A 15,300-nucleotide genomic window follows, 5' to 3' on the forward strand; every position below is an offset into this window, starting at 1 on the left:
AAACCTTTCCCGAGTCATTTAATTTTCGTTCCTGCGCCCTAGAAGCCCTAAAAATTTCGCCTCGTTTTTTCGCATTTCGTTTTCCTATTTTATTTTTGCTCTGTATGATTTTCACCGTTCTCGAATACGCCTTTGTGGTGCTGCTCGTTTTCTCAGCGATTTTTTACGCTGTTTTTCAAACGCGGCTTTTTTGCGCACTCGGGAAAGTGCATTTGGGAAATTCGATTCGGACTCCGCTGCCATCGGTGAGCATTCTCGTTTCCGCAAGAAATGAAGAAGCGGGAATTTCGAAAACTCTCGATTCGTTGATGAAGCAACTTTATAAAGGACGCTGGGATATTTGGATTGCCGACGATCGTTCTACCGATAACACGCCAAAAATTCTCGCGGATTATGCGGCAAAATTTCCCGACCGCATTCATGTGCTAACGATTACCGAGCTCACTCCGGGCGAAAGCGCCAAGAAAAATGCCATCGCAAAACTCGTCCAAGCTTCTGCGGGCGAAATTCTGCTTTTAACCGACGCCGATTGCATTCTCCCGCCGACGTGGATTCGTGCGATGATCCGCGAATTTGAACCGGGCATCGATTTTGTCGCCGGGCATTCTGCCATTGAACTTCCGAAAGATCGCACCAACTGGTTACTCAATATGCAAGCGGTCGAAACGATGGCTTATCGCATCGCAGGCACGGGCGCCCTCGCCATGGGAACGCCCATCACGAGCACCGGAAATAATCTCGCCTACCGCCGTAAATTTTTCGAAGAAGTTCACGGATTCGAAGGCGTCTCAAAAATTCAAAGCGGCGATGATGATTTGCTTCTTCAAAAACTCGCCCGCGAAGCGCCGTGGAAAGCGCATTATTCCGTAGATCCCGAAGCGTTCGTCATCACGCAAGGCAAAGAAACTTTCCCCGAACTTTGGGAACAGCGCAAACGTTGGGCGTCGAAAACGACTTATTATGCGCCGAAAGTCGTCGTCATTCTTTCTCTCGTTTTCCTCTTTTTTACGCTGATTTCTCTCGGTTACATTTTATCCTTTTTCAGTCTCCCGATTTTCTTTGCAACCGTCTTCGGCGTTTTAGTCAAACTCGTCGGCGACACTTGTGTTGAACTTCGCGGACTCCGCATCTTTCATCAACAAGAACTTTTCAAATGGTTTCTCCCCGTAGAAATCGTTCACGCTCCTTTTACCGTCTTTGCCGTGCTCTTCGGAATCGCCGGTCATTTTAAATGGAAAGGTTAATTTCAATGGTTAAAAAATCTGATGTCGTCAATTCATTAACTCTTGTCATCGCCGAAAAGCCAAGCGTCGCAGCAGATCTTGCCCGCGCCATTACCGTCGGCGGAAAATTCAAAAAAGAAAAAACGCATTTTGAAAACGACGCTTATATTATTTCGTGGGCGCTCGGCCATTTAGTCACCCTTTGCGATCCCAAAGAAATCAGCGATGTTTATAAAAGTTGGAAGATGGCAACTCTTCCGATTATTCCCGATACATTTCCGTTAAAAGCCATTCCCGAATCCCGCGCCCAACTTACCGCACTCGGAAAACTCATCCGCAGGAAAGATGTTTCGACAATCATTAACGCATGCGATGCGGGCCGAGAAGGCGAACTCATTTTCCATTACATTTTGGATTTTGAAAAAGGAAAAACCGGACTCAAAGGCAAAACGATTCAACGCCTTTGGATGCAAAGTATGACGCAAGCTTCTATCCGCGAAGCATTTGCCCATTTGCGTTCTCACGATGAAATGCAAAATTTACTCGACGCAGCCATTTCGCGTTCCGAAGCCGATTGGCTCGTAGGCATTAACGGTTCCCGCGGACTCACCGCTTACAATAGCAGCGCAGGCGGTTTTAACATTACCCCTTGCGGACGCGTGCAAACGCCGACTCTCGCGATGATTGTCAACCGCGAAGAAGAACGCAACAATTTTATTTCCAAACCGTATTGGACAATCCAAGGCAATTTCCTTTCGGGAAAATCCGAATATAGCGGCAAATGGATTAACCCGCAAGCAAAAGCGGAAAAAGATCACATTTGGGAAGACGGCAAAGCCGAAGAAATCGTCAAGAAATGTCTCGGAAAAACGGGAACTGTTTCCGAAACGACAAAGCCGAGTTTTCAAAAATGCGGACCGCTTTACGATTTGACAACTCTCCAACGCGAAGCGAATAACCGTTTTGGTTTCAGCGCAAAAACGACTCTTTCCATTGCGCAAGCGCTTTACGAACGGCACAAACTCACATCGTATCCGCGTACCGATAGCCGCGCTCTTCCCGAAGATTATGTGGGAACCGTAAAAAAGACTCTCGCCACGATGGAAGGAAATCTCGCCCAATTTGCAAACAAAGCGTTGGACAATAATTGGGTCAAAAAAGATCCGCGGATTTTTAATAACGCAAAAATTTCGGATCACTTTGCCATCATCCCGACGGGCAATAAAATGCAATCGCTTTCCGAAGCCGAGATGAAAGTTTACACGATGATTTGCCAGCGTTTCATCGCCGTCTTTTATCCGCCCGCAGAATATTTAAACACCACCCGCATTACCGAAATCGAAGGCGAAACATTTTTAACGGAAGGAAAAATTTTAAAAGTTCCCGGCTTCAAAGAAGTCTACGGAAAAACTTCGGAAGATGAAGCGAACGTCGCCCCACTCGACGGCAGCGGAAAAGCGACTGCGAAAGAATTCAACATTTCTGCAGAACACACCAATCCGCCTCCGCGCTACACCGAAAGTACTCTTCTTTCGATGATGGAAAACGCCGGAAAATTGGTAAAAGACGACGATCTAGCCGACGCGATGAAAGACCGCGGCATGGGAACTCCCGCCACCCGAGCAGCCATTATCGAAAAATTGATTTCGGATAAATATATGGTCCGCGATGGCAAAGAACTTGTGCCCACTTCCAAAGCATTCGGGCTCATTCAAACCGCCCGCGCGATGAAAATCGAAAACTTGACAAGCCCCGAACTCACCGGCGAATGGGAATATCAACTTTCGCAAATTGAAAAAGGCAAAGAAACCCGCGAAACTTTCATGAAAGGCATCGAAGATTTAACGCGGACGATGATTCAAAACATCAAAAATTTTGATGAAGAATCGACGAAAACCGAAGCCTCTTTCAGCCCTGTCAACGGAAAAAAAGTTTACGAAACCGTTTCGCATTTCGAAACCGAAGACGGCATCCGCATTCGCAAAATTATCAGCAGCCGTCAAATGAGCGAAGAAGAAATCGTAACCTTACTTTCGCAAGGTCACGTCGGTCCCTTGAGCGGTTTCCGTTCCAAACGCGGCGCAGAATTTACCGCAGTTCTCGAAATCAAAGATGGCAAAGTTTCTTTCCTCTTTGACGCTGCCGAAGATAGCATTGAACTCGGCGAAGAACTCGGCATTTCTCCGATCGATGGCAGCCCGATTTACGATACGCTCACCACCTACGTTTCGCAAAGTTACATCGACAAAAAAGAAACCGGATTCCATTTGAACAAAGTTCTTTTGGGCAAAGAAATCTCGGTAGAAAATTTGAAGAAAATGCTCGCCGGCGAAAAGACCGATTTAATCCAAGGCTTCCGCTCAGCAAAAACGCATCGCCTTTTCGACGCTTACTTAAAGCTTGAACCGAAAACCGGAAAATTGCAATTTGAATTTCCGCCTCGCGATCCGAGCAAAAGCCGAAAATTCTTCAGGCGAAAAACCGCCAAATAAAAAAGCACGCCTCGGGCGTGTTTTTTTGTTTAAAGAAATTGAATTTTAACACCGTTCTTTTGCATCGCACTGCGGATCATGGGAACGAGATTTTCGGCGGGCGCAAACGGAATTAAACGCTCTAAAATTTCGTGCAAACTGTAACCATTTTCTTCTTGGATAAATGTGTAACCTTGCACTTTTCCTTTTAACACGATGACAATTCCGCGGTCGCCTAAAAATCTTCCCGATAGAAATAAAGCCATATCGGGCAGAGGCGCTCCAATATCGGGCTTCTTCACCGCCTTTGAATTATACAGAAACGCTTTTTGCGCCAGTTCCGATTCCAAACAAAGCTTCGCCAAAATTTCGGAACCGAGTTCTTTCACTTGAATATCGACGAGATGAGATGCTAGCCCTTTCAGCACGCCGCGTTTCGTATTCGCCAAAAGTTCGAGAACGCGACTGCGCATATTCCGCGCCGCCGTCGCATACAAAACGCCATTTTTCCCGAGCAAATAAATGATTCCCGGATTCCGCGAAAGCTTTAAAATTTTTGCATCATCCCAACCTTGGGGATAAAAAAGCGGACGCTTTCCGCCGCGCAATAATTCTTCGATTTGCGGAAGTCCGCCGCGTTCTTTTGCCAAAATCAAAATTTGCGCTGCTGCAATCGCATCGTTTAACGCATGATGTTGTTCAAAATCCGGAAGATTCAACGAAGCGGTGAGTTCGTGCAAATTGTATTTGCGGAGTCCCGGGAAGACGCGCCGCGAAAGTTTTACCGTGCACAATTTCTCGGGCGAAAAATCAAAGCCCGCGCGTTTTAATTCTGCGCCTACCGCTGCATAATCCGAAGCGACATTATGCGCCACAAAAATTCGACCGTCTAAAAGCGCATCTACTTTTGCCGCAATTTCTTCGAACGCGGGAGCGTTTTCCAATTTTTTCGGCGTGATTCCCGTGAGATTTTGAATGAACGGAGAAAGTTCCCGATCCGTGTGCACGAGCGACGAAAATTTCTGCGTAATTTTCCAATCGTCAATTAAAGCGATTCCAATTTCTATCACGCGAGAATCGGCGGGCTTTCCTCCGGTGGTTTCTACATCGACGACCGCAAAACGATAATTTGAAAAATCCGCCATTACCGCACATCAAAATCGATAGAACTGAAACCGTTTGCAATGCGCGCTTTAATCGCTTTTCCATCCACTTTCATCTGCAGCGGAACAGAATGCAAATAAGTCACGTCAGCCGTTTCCGAAGGCACCGCTTCCGATTCCGAAACGGGCGCTTGATAAATTTGTTTTTTCCCGACCCAAATGGTATAAGTAAATGTCCGCGGATTTCCGCGATGCACTTGATTTTCGGCGACGCAAAAATGCACAATGCCGCCCGCGGGAAGAGTCCGCAGACTGTCTTTAATTTTTTCTTCGGGCTCGTCGTTTGCTTCCATTCGCATCCGCATATCTTTTTTGAGTTTATCCGCCGATTCATATTCAATCGAAACGTTCGTCTTCACATCTTCGGGAATTGCCGATTCGCGAATATCGCGCACGCGAGAATTATTTTGGTAATATTCCCAGCGTCCATTTTCGTGTAAAATAACCACAGACCCATTAGAAGTTGTCGCAGTCATATCGCCTGCAAATGCAGCCGCCCAAGCCAAAAAACAAAAAGCAAAAATTTTCTTCATAGCGTAAATTTAGCTTTATTCTAATTTCTAATTTTTTTTTGTGTTTACTCGATTCGCTCCTAGCCCCACAGGATTTTTACATCGCGGGCATGTTCTCTCCGCCCTTTATGTCACGGCAATCGCCCAAAAATTCGGCGCAAAAATTCGTTTGCGCATCGAAGATCACGACCAAAGTCGCGCGCGCCCCGCTTACATTGACGGCATCCGCGAAGATTTAGAATGGCTCGGATTTTCTTGGGATGCAGAATCCATTCAAAGCGAAAATCAAGAACGCTACATTCATTTTTTAAAACTTTTACAAGAAAAAAATTTGGTTTACGCCTGCGATTGTTCCCGCAAATTTACCTTCGAAACCAATCCGCAAAACGCCGACGGAGAAATTATTTATCAAGGTCATTGCCGCAACCGAAAACTTCCTTTTTCCAAAGAAAATTCTGTGCGTTTCAAAACTCCCGACGAAATAATCAAATGGGATGATTTACGCCTCGGGCATTTTTTAGAAAATCCCAAGCAGCAATGCGGTGATTTTGCCCTCAAAGATAGACTCGGACAATGGACTTATCAATTCGCAGTCGTCGCTGATGATTTTGAAGAAGACATCGATCTCGTCGTCCGCGGCGAAGATTTACGCGTTTCCACCGCCCGCCAAATCGCCCTTTCCCAAGCGCTCGGCCGAAAAACTCCCCCTTTATTTTTTCATCATCCGCTCATTTCCGACCCAACCGGAAAAAAACTTTCCAAGCGCGACCACGTAGCAAGCATACGCGGCGAACGCGACGCCGGCATTTCCCCCGAAACCATCCTCGGCGAAATCTGCACCGCCGCTGACATTCTTCCCCAATTTCAACCGCTTTCGTTCGAAGAAGCCGCAAAGAAATTAGGAATCGTTTTAAATGAGTAATTAGGAGTGAGGAGTGAAAAATTTGATCTTAGAAATTCTAAGCTCTAAAATCTAAGTTCTCATTTTCTCTCATGCAACGCTGCGGCAAGGCTTTTTAAATGAAAAATGAGATGATGGTGCGCCGGGGTTTTGAGAACTTAGAGCTGAGAACTTTGAACTTAGAAATTCTAAGATCTAAACTCTAAGCTCTAAGATCTTGCATTACCGCGCGGAGCACCTAAATTTTGAATTGTTAATTATGCATTGAATTGAATCCAAGCGAGTTTCTAAGCTTCCTTTTTTCGCGAATTTAACATATATTCCATACTATATGGCGGATGATCTGTATCACAAACTTTTAAATCTTCGAGACGCTTCCTTTGACTTAGACTTCAAAAGTCGGCTTTTGAATTTTGTGCCAAACGCAAAATTTCAAACCCCGCTTCTTTCGGAAGATGGAATTTCTTTTTTTGAACGATGGACGCGGAACCCGGTTGCGCTGCCTCTTTCAATGTTTGCGCCGACTAATGCGGCATTTTCGGAAAAAAATCAAAGCGACCTTTTCGCCGATTTCCGCTATGCGCTGCGCATTTTTGAAGAAGGCACGGGAGAACAAAACGCATTCCTCGCCGTCGGTTTTCTGAAATCGCAAGGAATGGCGCCGCTGCTTTTATTCCCGATTCAAATCGACGTGAAAACTCTCACCGTTTCCCTCGCCGAGAGCCTCCCGATTGAAAATGTTCCACTGCGGCTCAAAAATAAAAACGTCGTTCAGCTGCCCGCAGCCAAAGAATTTATCCGCGAAAAAAATTTTGACATCCGCGAATACTTTGCAGCCGTCGCCCAAGCGATTAGAACGATGCCCGATTGGCGCAGCACTTCGCGCGGAATGTTCCTCGGATTCTACGATGCCGCAGGACTTTATGCCTTTAGCGATGCCGATGATTCGGCTTGGAATCACAGCGAAGAAAACAGCAAACTTCTTTCGCAGTTACTTTCTCCCGAAGGATTTCACGTGGTCGAATCCGATCTCGACAGCCGTAATCCCGATGAAATTTTTGATCCGGTGTCGCATTATTTTGTGCACACTCTCGATTCCGAAGCGAATACTTCCCTTCTCGAATCGCTTTCGCCCGAAAATTCTCTTTACGTTGTCGAAACGCCGCCGGGCTCTTCGCGCGAAGAATTTTTAGCCAATTTCATTGCCGAAAGCGTTTCCACCGGTAAAAAAGTTTTGCTGACTTACCGCAAAAAAATTTCGCTCGTCCGCTTTGAAAAATTGTGGAATCGCCAGCGGCCCGATTACAAAGATATCACCTTAGAAAAATCCCGCGAAACTCTTTCTCAAACCCGAAACACATTAGTCGCTTACAATAACGCAGTCAATCACCCGATTCCTGTCGGAAATTGCACATTATCCGAAGCGCTCACGATGCTTGCGCAAGCGGGAACGCACAAAAAAGTTTGGCCCGATTCGACATTTAACGGTTCCGAAAATTTAAGCCGCGAAGAATTTCATTCAGCGCAAAGCAATCTGCAAGATTTACTCGAAATTTTAGAACGCGATGAAGCGAAGAAATCTTTGATCGCCTACAAAGGCGTTGCCCTAGATGCGACAAATGAATTGCAACGCAAACGTCTCGCGTCAAAGCTCAAAAAAACAGTCGCGGAATTTTCCACCCTTTCTACTCTTGCCGATAGCGTCGCCAATGTTCTTTTCTTTAATCAAAGCATCGACATTCAAACTCTTTCGGATTTAGGAATAGCGATTTCTCCCGATTTCAATAGTGCTACGCCATCCTTTGACGGTTGGACTTTAGAATCCAAAGATTGGAGCACATTTAAAGATTCGTTGTTAGCGCTTCCAAATGCTGGCGCCACTTGGTCGGAATTTCGTCGCACCGGTTCTCCCATTTACGTCGATGGCGCAATCAATATGCAGCTCGGCGCTGCCCGCGAAATTTTAAAAGAAAATCAAGATCGCACCTTCAAAGCTTTTTCGGAATACTATCATAACGCGCGGAAAACTCTGCTCAAAACTTTGAAAGATCCGCGCCTAGGGAAAAAAGACGAAGACCTTTTAGCGCTGACCGATAAACTCATTCAGCTGCAAGATGCGAAAAAACTTTATACGAATACCTCGGCATTAGCGGGTCGCCTTTTGGGAAAAGATTGGCTATTTGAACACACCAACTGGATTGTGCTCGACGCCAAGCTCCGCTGGTTTTACAACTTCCGCAAAAAAGTGGAAAAATCCGAAAACGCTTCGCTTTCATTCGCTATCCTTTCCAAGTACAATCAAATCAAAGATCAAATCAGCGATGCCGCTGCTCTCCGCGAACTTTGCGAAAACGCCCGCACCGATTTTGAAGACCTTTGCCGCGAATTGGATTTTTCAAAAATTGCCGATTACAATAGCGTGACCGAGCAAGCTGAACTCGTCAAAAAATGGGAAGATGCTCTTCCACTTTTACCGATTTACACCCAAATTCAATCGAAGAGAAATGAGCTCAAAGCGCAAAATCTCGACGAACTTGAAAAAGCGATTATCGGTGATCACGCGGGCAAAGAATTTCTTTCCAGAGAATTTTCACGATTCTGGAGTTCAGATCAAATTCAGCGCGCCTGTAAAATTTTCCCCGAGCTCTTTTCGTCTACGCCGAAAGTGCACACGAAACGCGCCCGCGATTTCCGCGAAGCGACCGATGATTTGTGCATGATGAATTTGCGTTTTGCCAAAGATGCGGTGCAAAAAAATCCGAAATTGCTCACAATTCTTCCCGCTGGGAAAGTGGCTGCGCAAATTGAAAAAACGGCGAAACTTTTTGATGTCGCAGTTATTCTCGACGCCGAATCCGTCCCGCCGATGCAAGCGATGCCTGCGATTCTTCGGGCAAAACGTGCGGTGCTTTTTGGCGATTCCAATTTACCGACGGCGCCATTCCCGAATATTTTTGGCCAAGAACGGAACGCCACATTTATCGCATCGCAATTCGAAAGTATTCTTTCTTATTCGCTGTATAAAGGCGCACCGCTTTCTTTCCTCGCATTAAATTGTCGGCATAAACATCCGATTTTAATCGAATTTGCCAATCAAAATTTCTACGGGCAAAAAATCAAAAAATTGCCGCCGCCCAATTCCGAAATTCCTTCGGATTTGCAAATCATCGTCGAAAAAAATATTTCGCAGGCGATTGCCGATGCCGCAGCCAAACATGTCGAACAGCATCCGATGCAATCTCTCGGCATTATCGTTTTTACCGAAGAGCGCCGCAAAAGCGTTTTCCAAGCGATTGAAAAGAAAGTTCACGAACATCCCGATTTAGGATTTTTCTTTTCGCCCAAAGATATTTTACGCGATCCGTATGTGAGTTTGCCCGAAGAAGCTTCCGGAAATTTCCGCGATGTTCTCTTCGTTTGTGCAGAACCCGCCGCCGCGATTGCGGGACAAGGAATGAATGCCAAATGCGTGAATGTTTGTGCAACGCATGCGCTTTCTTCGCTCCGAATTTTTGTGAATGACTTGCCCGAAAAAACGGTTTCGACGAATGCGGGAATTCGCGCATACTCCGAATTTTTACAGTTTGCGAAAAATTTCAAATCGGTGAGTCTTTTCAAAGCGAGTCCGCTGCTTTCTTCTTTTGAAGAACAAATTGTGCAAAATATCGGCAACGGAAAATGCCAACTAGAAAAGAATTGGAACTATAATGGCGCTGCCATTTTATTCGCCGTCCACGATGAAAATAATCCGGAACATTTTTTAATCGGCATTGAAAATGATTCGTCGAACGGATTTTTGCGGGAATCGGTCGAAGACCGCTTGTATTTGCGACATAAAATTTTGGAGCAACTCGGTTGGAAAATTATTCCGCTTTGGTGCCCGAATTGGTTCCGCTCAACCGCCGACGAATGCGAACATATTCTGACGACGATTGCTGTGGAACAAAGTGTAGCGCCACCGCCTCGTGAGAAAAACGAAGAAGAGGAAGCTCCCGCCGAATTGCACGTGGAACCTTATACCATCGTCAATCCGAAAATCGAAGGAACTGTGCACGATGTGCCCTTTCCCGATTTAGCGCCAAAACTTTTGATTTTGCAAATGAAATTTTTCATCGATGCAGAATCCCCGCTGCACGAAAAAAGCCTCATTCGCCGCGTTTTGCATTTGCACGGTTTACACCGCGCAGGTCCCGCCGTCGTTCGCGCCATCAAGAATGCGATTACACAAGGACTTGTCCGCAAAGCGTTTATTAAAACCGGCTCCTTCTTCTATTCGGTAACGCCGAAGCCTATCGTTTTACGCGATCGTTCTGCGCTTCCGGAAGAAGAACGCAAGCTGATTTTCGTTTCGCCCGAAGAACGTGAACTTTTCCCAGCGGGTACCGATGAGCAAACGATAAAAGAAACTCTTGGTTTAATTTAGCGCAGCTTCGCTGCGAAAGAGAAAATCGCGCGCCAAAGGCGCGCGATTTTTTTATCCATTTTTTTCAAAGAAAAAAATGGATAAAAAAAGCCCCGCGTAGCGGGGCTTTTGCTTTTAGATTCCACTTTACTTGGTAATGCGGCGGACGCCCCATGTCTGCGTCACGTTGTGCTTACCCTTCTTCCCTTGCATCGGAATTGTCGCATGAGTACTGAGCTTTGCAATATAAGCGCCAGTTCCTGCGAGGCGACCCTTCGAAGTCACCATGTCCCAAGCGAGGTAAACGTAACCGCGGTTGTTACGGCAATCGCCGCCGAAGAATTCCTTATCCGAGCAAGCGATCGAGCCCGACTTGTGCGCCACATAAGTGCCGAGATTTGTGAAGATATCCAATTCATAATGGAGCTTCACATCGTCGATCGAAATCTTGCCCGCTGCGATTAACGAATCCAACTTCGGATCGGTCAAGATGTTGCCCATATCCGTGCGGATAATATAACCGAGAGTATGCGGATACTTTTCTGCCAATGTTCCGATGGAATCATAAATTCCCATGAAATACGGCTGAATAATCGGAGCGTCCACATCGGTTTCCGTCGTGACAGTTCCCATCTTAATGCTTGCGATGGTCGACGGAGCGTCACCTTCCAAAAGCATCCACGGAGAAGGAACAACCACATCGTAATCGGTCAAAGCGTTGCCGTTTGCATCGGTGAGTTCGCCCGCTTTCGCACGGACAAAGTCACCCGACTGCGGAATCGTTCCGCTCGATGTATTGTAGAACATCGTCACATTCGAATCGACCACATTGGCATTTGCCGCAAGCACTTCTTTGTACTTTGCCGAGCCGACTAAGTCTGCTGCCGAACGCAGATAATACATGAAGAGCGAACGGACATTTTCACCCGTATAAGCGAGCGGTTCCGAGAAAGTGATGCGAACTTGGAAGAGTCCATCGGACATTTCCGAAATCGTTCCGCGGGTAATAATCGGAGCCACCTTATCCGTAATGGATTTATCGAAGCCTTGATTGGCGACGACACCATTCTTCTTAAAGCGTGCCCAAGAATTGATTGTCGCAGCGGAATTCACGGTCTGCGGTTTTGTCGAAAGCGAAAGTCCACTAAAGACGAGGATAGAATCGTAGAGAGTTCCGTTTTCAATCGTCTTGGCAGCCTTCTTAATTTGCTCAGTCGTAATCGTCACCGTTTCCGTCGTATCCGTCGACCACTTCACCACGATGGAATCTGGGAGAGAGTCCAACTTGAACGGACGATGGTAACGAATCCAAAGAGAATCGGCAATACCGTCTAAATATTCGTCGCGGGTAAAGGCTTGATCCAAGCCGGCGTAAGTTTTTGCTTCGCCCTTAGAATCGAAGACCATCACAGAATCCGGAATTGGTACCGGCGGTTCGCTAAAGACAAGTCCTTTATATGTCGCAGAAATCAGCGGATTTTCTGTAGCGACAACAGACATTATAGCGCTATCGAGCGAAGTTCCGCTCGGATAAAGCATTGTCGAACGGAAGCGAATTTCCGCTTTTCCTTCGACCATTTCGAGAGCAAGACCGCTCACGCCAGCCGAAGAAGTCGCTTCATCCACCATCAAACCATAAGAGCAAGAGGTGCACGGAAGTCCCGTTGTCGGATCGAACATCAACACGTAAGCCTTGTATTCTGCACCGCGATAAAGAATCGAATCCGAGCTGATATTCCAGTTACCGTATGCCGGATTTAATTGTTTTTCGTAGGTCGAATCCATGAAGGCGATTGCAGGGAGAGTAAAGGTCAACGCGAGCTTTTTATTGCGCACCCAAATATTTTTCACAATCGAAGCATTCGTCATCGCCGAAAGCGGAACGGTTGCCCACAGCGTATCAATACCGCGAAGACCCACTTCTTGACGATCCGCATTGGTTAACGCAATCGGAGCTGCGCTATCTGCATAAACCATTAAGCCATCATCAAAGGAAACGGTATATTTTTCGCCGACTGCACTTTCCAAGTCCACATCCAAATTGCCGTCTTCCAAAGCATCGCCGATTGCACCGACATAAACCGGAATACGTATTCCCGCCATTGCCGATGTCTTTACCTGATAAATGTGACCGGTCGAATCCTTACCGTTAGCGATCATCACATCCAAGTTACCAGCGACACGGAGAGTCGCAATCGTGGACTTTTTATTGTTCACCGAAGCGATAAGCTTATAAGTGCCCGAAGGAAGGCCTGCAACCGCTTTCTTATCGATTACCGGCTGATACCAACTTGAAGAGAAGTCTATTGCGCCAAAGAATTTCTTTTGACCTGCAGCATAAGCGGTGCTGAAATACGATTCATCGTAAGTTTCGCCGCTCGCTGTCGTATAAGGCTTGCTTCCCTTCCAGAGAGAATAAGTCAAAGTCACAATGCCTTGCATCTTTTCGTTGCAATACACCTTTTCTTCGGTTGCCGAAGCACCGGAAAGTGCAGCAGCGCAGTCACCAGCACCGGTTTCTTTATAGCAAATGTTGTAACGATCACCGGTTCCCGAATAAGTCGTATCCCTAGAACGTTCCAAACCTTGGCTCTGTTGAATATACATGTTCGTGTTAATGCGAACGTTACTCATCGTCGTTCTGCGGTCGCAGAAGAAGATATCCAAATCGTAGGTTTCGCCTTCGACGAATTTATTGCCATTCTTATCGGTCAAATTATCGAGAACAGCGTAACCAGGTGCAGCCAAGTGCGTTCCACCCAAGTCTACAGCGAGTTTTCCACCGATAAAGACCCAAATATCATCGTCCCCGCGGAAGTTGAAGCGAAGACCCGGCTTATAAACAAACTGCGCATGGCTTTCAAAGCAGAACTGCTGATTGCGTCCCGTTTTCGAAGTCCAACGAGGTGTCCCTGTTGCAGCCGTTTTTTCGGTACCATCCACATAAGACGGCCAACCTGCCGGTTTATTGTCTTGACAAGACCAACCGAGGAAGCAGAATTCTGCCGAAGCCCCTAAACCAAGCCAAGTCTTAATTGCCGGAACATCATCATCACCGTTTGCAAAGCGACCGGAGCAATCGTCAACTCCGCCTTCCCAACCGCCGCCGTTGCAAAGCAAGTCGATTTTTTGTGCATTTTCTACCGGATCCATTTCGCGTAAAAGCGGTCCGACAAACACAGGGCCTTCGGCTAAACGCTTTGTACGAGCCGCCGGAACCGGCGAAGAACCGTAAGAAGTCATCACATCAGCATCGGTTGTCAGTTCTGTCGGATAATAACCACCTTGAGCGGTAACGCCTTCACTTGTATAATAATCGGAATTGAATTCCCATTTGCCATAAGCATCACGGCTAAATGTCAAGTCATGGCAAGTCATTTCGTTCACGCCCGTCGTCGGGTGGAAAAGCTGATTAAAGAAATCTTGATTGATAAAGCAAGTTTCGCCCATACCGCCCATCGCAGCGGTTTTTAGAAGCGGCTTTTTATCGGCGCTAAGCGTATCTTGCACAATATTGTGAGTCACACCAATGCAAGCGTTCACCGCCGCTTGCGCAGTCGCAGCATCCACGCCTTGAGCACCAAATTGGCAGCCTTCGCCCCCTGCGCTATAGCAAGAGAACGCCGGATGCAAAGAAGCATCGGTATCATAAATAATCGCGGCGAGTTTGTAGCTGCAGTTTCCATCTACTGCGGGGTCAGTAATCGAGAAGCCTTTATCCGCTTCGTTCATCGTTTCAGACCACATTCCCGCATCCGAAACAAAATAAAGACTATTGGAATTAAATGAAGTGAAAATATCGTTCATCGGAATCGGAGTCGGAGCAGATCCTGCGCCGTCAAAGCCATCCCAACCGATAATTTCTTCGCGTTCCGAGTCCGAATCGCGGTAAATCGTCACCGCAGACGGAGGAGTTTCATTAAACCAAATGTAATAGAACCAACCGCAGCGATCCGGATCTGTCTTCATCGCAACGCCGGTCACACCGCCATCGGTACTGAGCATCGGAACCGAGCTATTCCAAATCGATTCTTCGGGAGGAAGGAAGTAGAAATACTTTGCGTTAGGAGGATCCGTAGAAATGGCGGTTTTGCCAGCGGTCGTCGGATCTTCGTAAATATAAAGGGTGGATGCCGTACCGAAGTCACTGCAAGTAAACTTATCGCCCTGGTCCCAGCCAGTTTCGTTGTACACGCTTTTTGTAATGCCGTAGTCATTCCAGCCGCCTTCCGATGCGGCAAAGAAGAAGTTATCGGCATACTGAGAACCATATTCCAAAGTATTGATCACATACCAGCCGTCGGAAAGAGATGTAGACGGCAACAAATTAAATGCCCCATCTACCACCAAATACATGGAATTCCAACCACCTGGATTCGCTACATAGATCGTTCCCGAGCAACTGAGCGCCCAAGACGAACCCATTCCAAATAGGAGAGCAAAGCCAAATACAAGCTTTGCAAGCCAGTTTGTGACGTTTTTAGCTTTTTTCATAGTTTCTCCAAAACCAATCGCAGCATCCCAACCACGAGAGTTGCATATGACGACCCAAGAACGGCTTAGCTAAAAGTCGTTCTCATTCGCTTGAAAACTATCCTTTTTTACGAAAAAAGGGTAGTTTTTTCTCT

The 15,300-nt window shown here is 46.6% G+C and carries 7 protein-coding genes; 4 read left to right on the top strand and 3 right to left on the bottom strand.

Annotation, left to right across the window (positions count from 1 at the left end; all coding sequences use genetic code 11):
• Positions 1–104: 104 nt before the first annotated feature.
• Together B0H50_RS09265 and B0H50_RS09270 are read left to right on the top strand one after the other, a co-directional pair.
• Positions 105–1,244: a glycosyltransferase gene (locus tag B0H50_RS09265; protein ID WP_106199100.1), complete on the top strand. Its 1,140-nt coding sequence runs from the start codon at positions 105–107 to the stop codon at positions 1,242–1,244.
• A gap of 5 nt (positions 1,245–1,249) precedes the next feature.
• Positions 1,250–3,715 (top strand): DNA topoisomerase III, encoded by a 2,466-nt coding sequence (locus B0H50_RS09270; RefSeq protein WP_233244696.1) that lies wholly within the window; start codon positions 1,250–1,252, stop codon positions 3,713–3,715.
• A gap of 29 nt (positions 3,716–3,744) precedes the next feature.
• On the opposite strand, the gene B0H50_RS09275 is transcribed toward B0H50_RS09270, so the two are convergent.
• The gene (locus tag B0H50_RS09275) at positions 3,745–4,839 is read right to left on the bottom strand and encodes a 3'-5' exonuclease (RefSeq protein WP_106199068.1); all 1,095 of its coding nucleotides are present in this window, start codon (positions 4,837–4,839) and stop codon (positions 3,745–3,747) included.
• Entirely contained in the window at positions 4,839–5,390 is a 552-nt protein-coding gene (locus B0H50_RS09280) for a hypothetical protein (protein WP_106199067.1), read from the bottom strand. The genes B0H50_RS09275 and B0H50_RS09280 overlap by 1 nt, the downstream gene beginning before the upstream one ends.
• Positions 5,391–5,430: 40 nt before the next feature.
• Between B0H50_RS09280 and B0H50_RS09285 the strand changes: the two genes are divergently transcribed.
• Complete coding sequence (locus B0H50_RS09285; protein WP_106199066.1) at positions 5,431–6,291, top strand: glutamate--tRNA ligase family protein; 861 nt, start codon at positions 5,431–5,433, stop codon at positions 6,289–6,291.
• Positions 6,292–6,601: 310 nt separating this feature from the next.
• On the top strand, positions 6,602–10,693 hold the full coding sequence (locus tag B0H50_RS09290; RefSeq protein ID WP_109587607.1) for a DUF3320 domain-containing protein: 4,092 nt from the start codon (positions 6,602–6,604) through the stop codon (positions 10,691–10,693).
• 126 nt (positions 10,694–10,819) lie between these two features.
• Here the strand turns inward: B0H50_RS09290 and B0H50_RS09295 are convergent, their stop codons facing one another.
• Positions 10,820–15,166: a fibro-slime domain-containing protein gene (locus tag B0H50_RS09295; RefSeq protein ID WP_109587608.1), complete on the bottom strand. Its 4,347-nt coding sequence runs from the start codon at positions 15,164–15,166 to the stop codon at positions 10,820–10,822.
• Positions 15,167–15,300: the final 134 nt, after the last annotated feature.

This window comes from Hallerella porci, assembly GCF_003148885.1.
In the GTDB taxonomy this organism is placed as follows: domain Bacteria; phylum Fibrobacterota; class Fibrobacteria; order Fibrobacterales; family Fibrobacteraceae; genus Hallerella; species Hallerella porci.

Bases quoted from the DNA above. Each gene is read 5' to 3' on its own strand.
- B0H50_RS09280 (WP_106199067.1), bottom strand. From the start codon at position 5,390: ATGAAGAAAATTTTTGCTTTTTGTTTTTTGGCTTGGGCGGCTGCATTT.
- B0H50_RS09275 (WP_106199068.1), bottom strand. From the start codon at position 4,839: ATGGCGGATTTTTCAAATTATCGTTTTGCGGTCGTCGATGTAGAAACC.
- B0H50_RS09265 (WP_106199100.1), top strand. From the start codon at position 105: ATGATTTTCACCGTTCTCGAATACGCCTTTGTGGTGCTGCTCGTTTTC.
- B0H50_RS09270 (WP_233244696.1), top strand. From the start codon at position 1,250: ATGGTTAAAAAATCTGATGTCGTCAATTCATTAACTCTTGTCATCGCC.
- B0H50_RS09290 (WP_109587607.1), top strand. From the start codon at position 6,602: ATGGCGGATGATCTGTATCACAAACTTTTAAATCTTCGAGACGCTTCC.
- B0H50_RS09295 (WP_109587608.1), bottom strand. From the start codon at position 15,166: ATGAAAAAAGCTAAAAACGTCACAAACTGGCTTGCAAAGCTTGTATTT.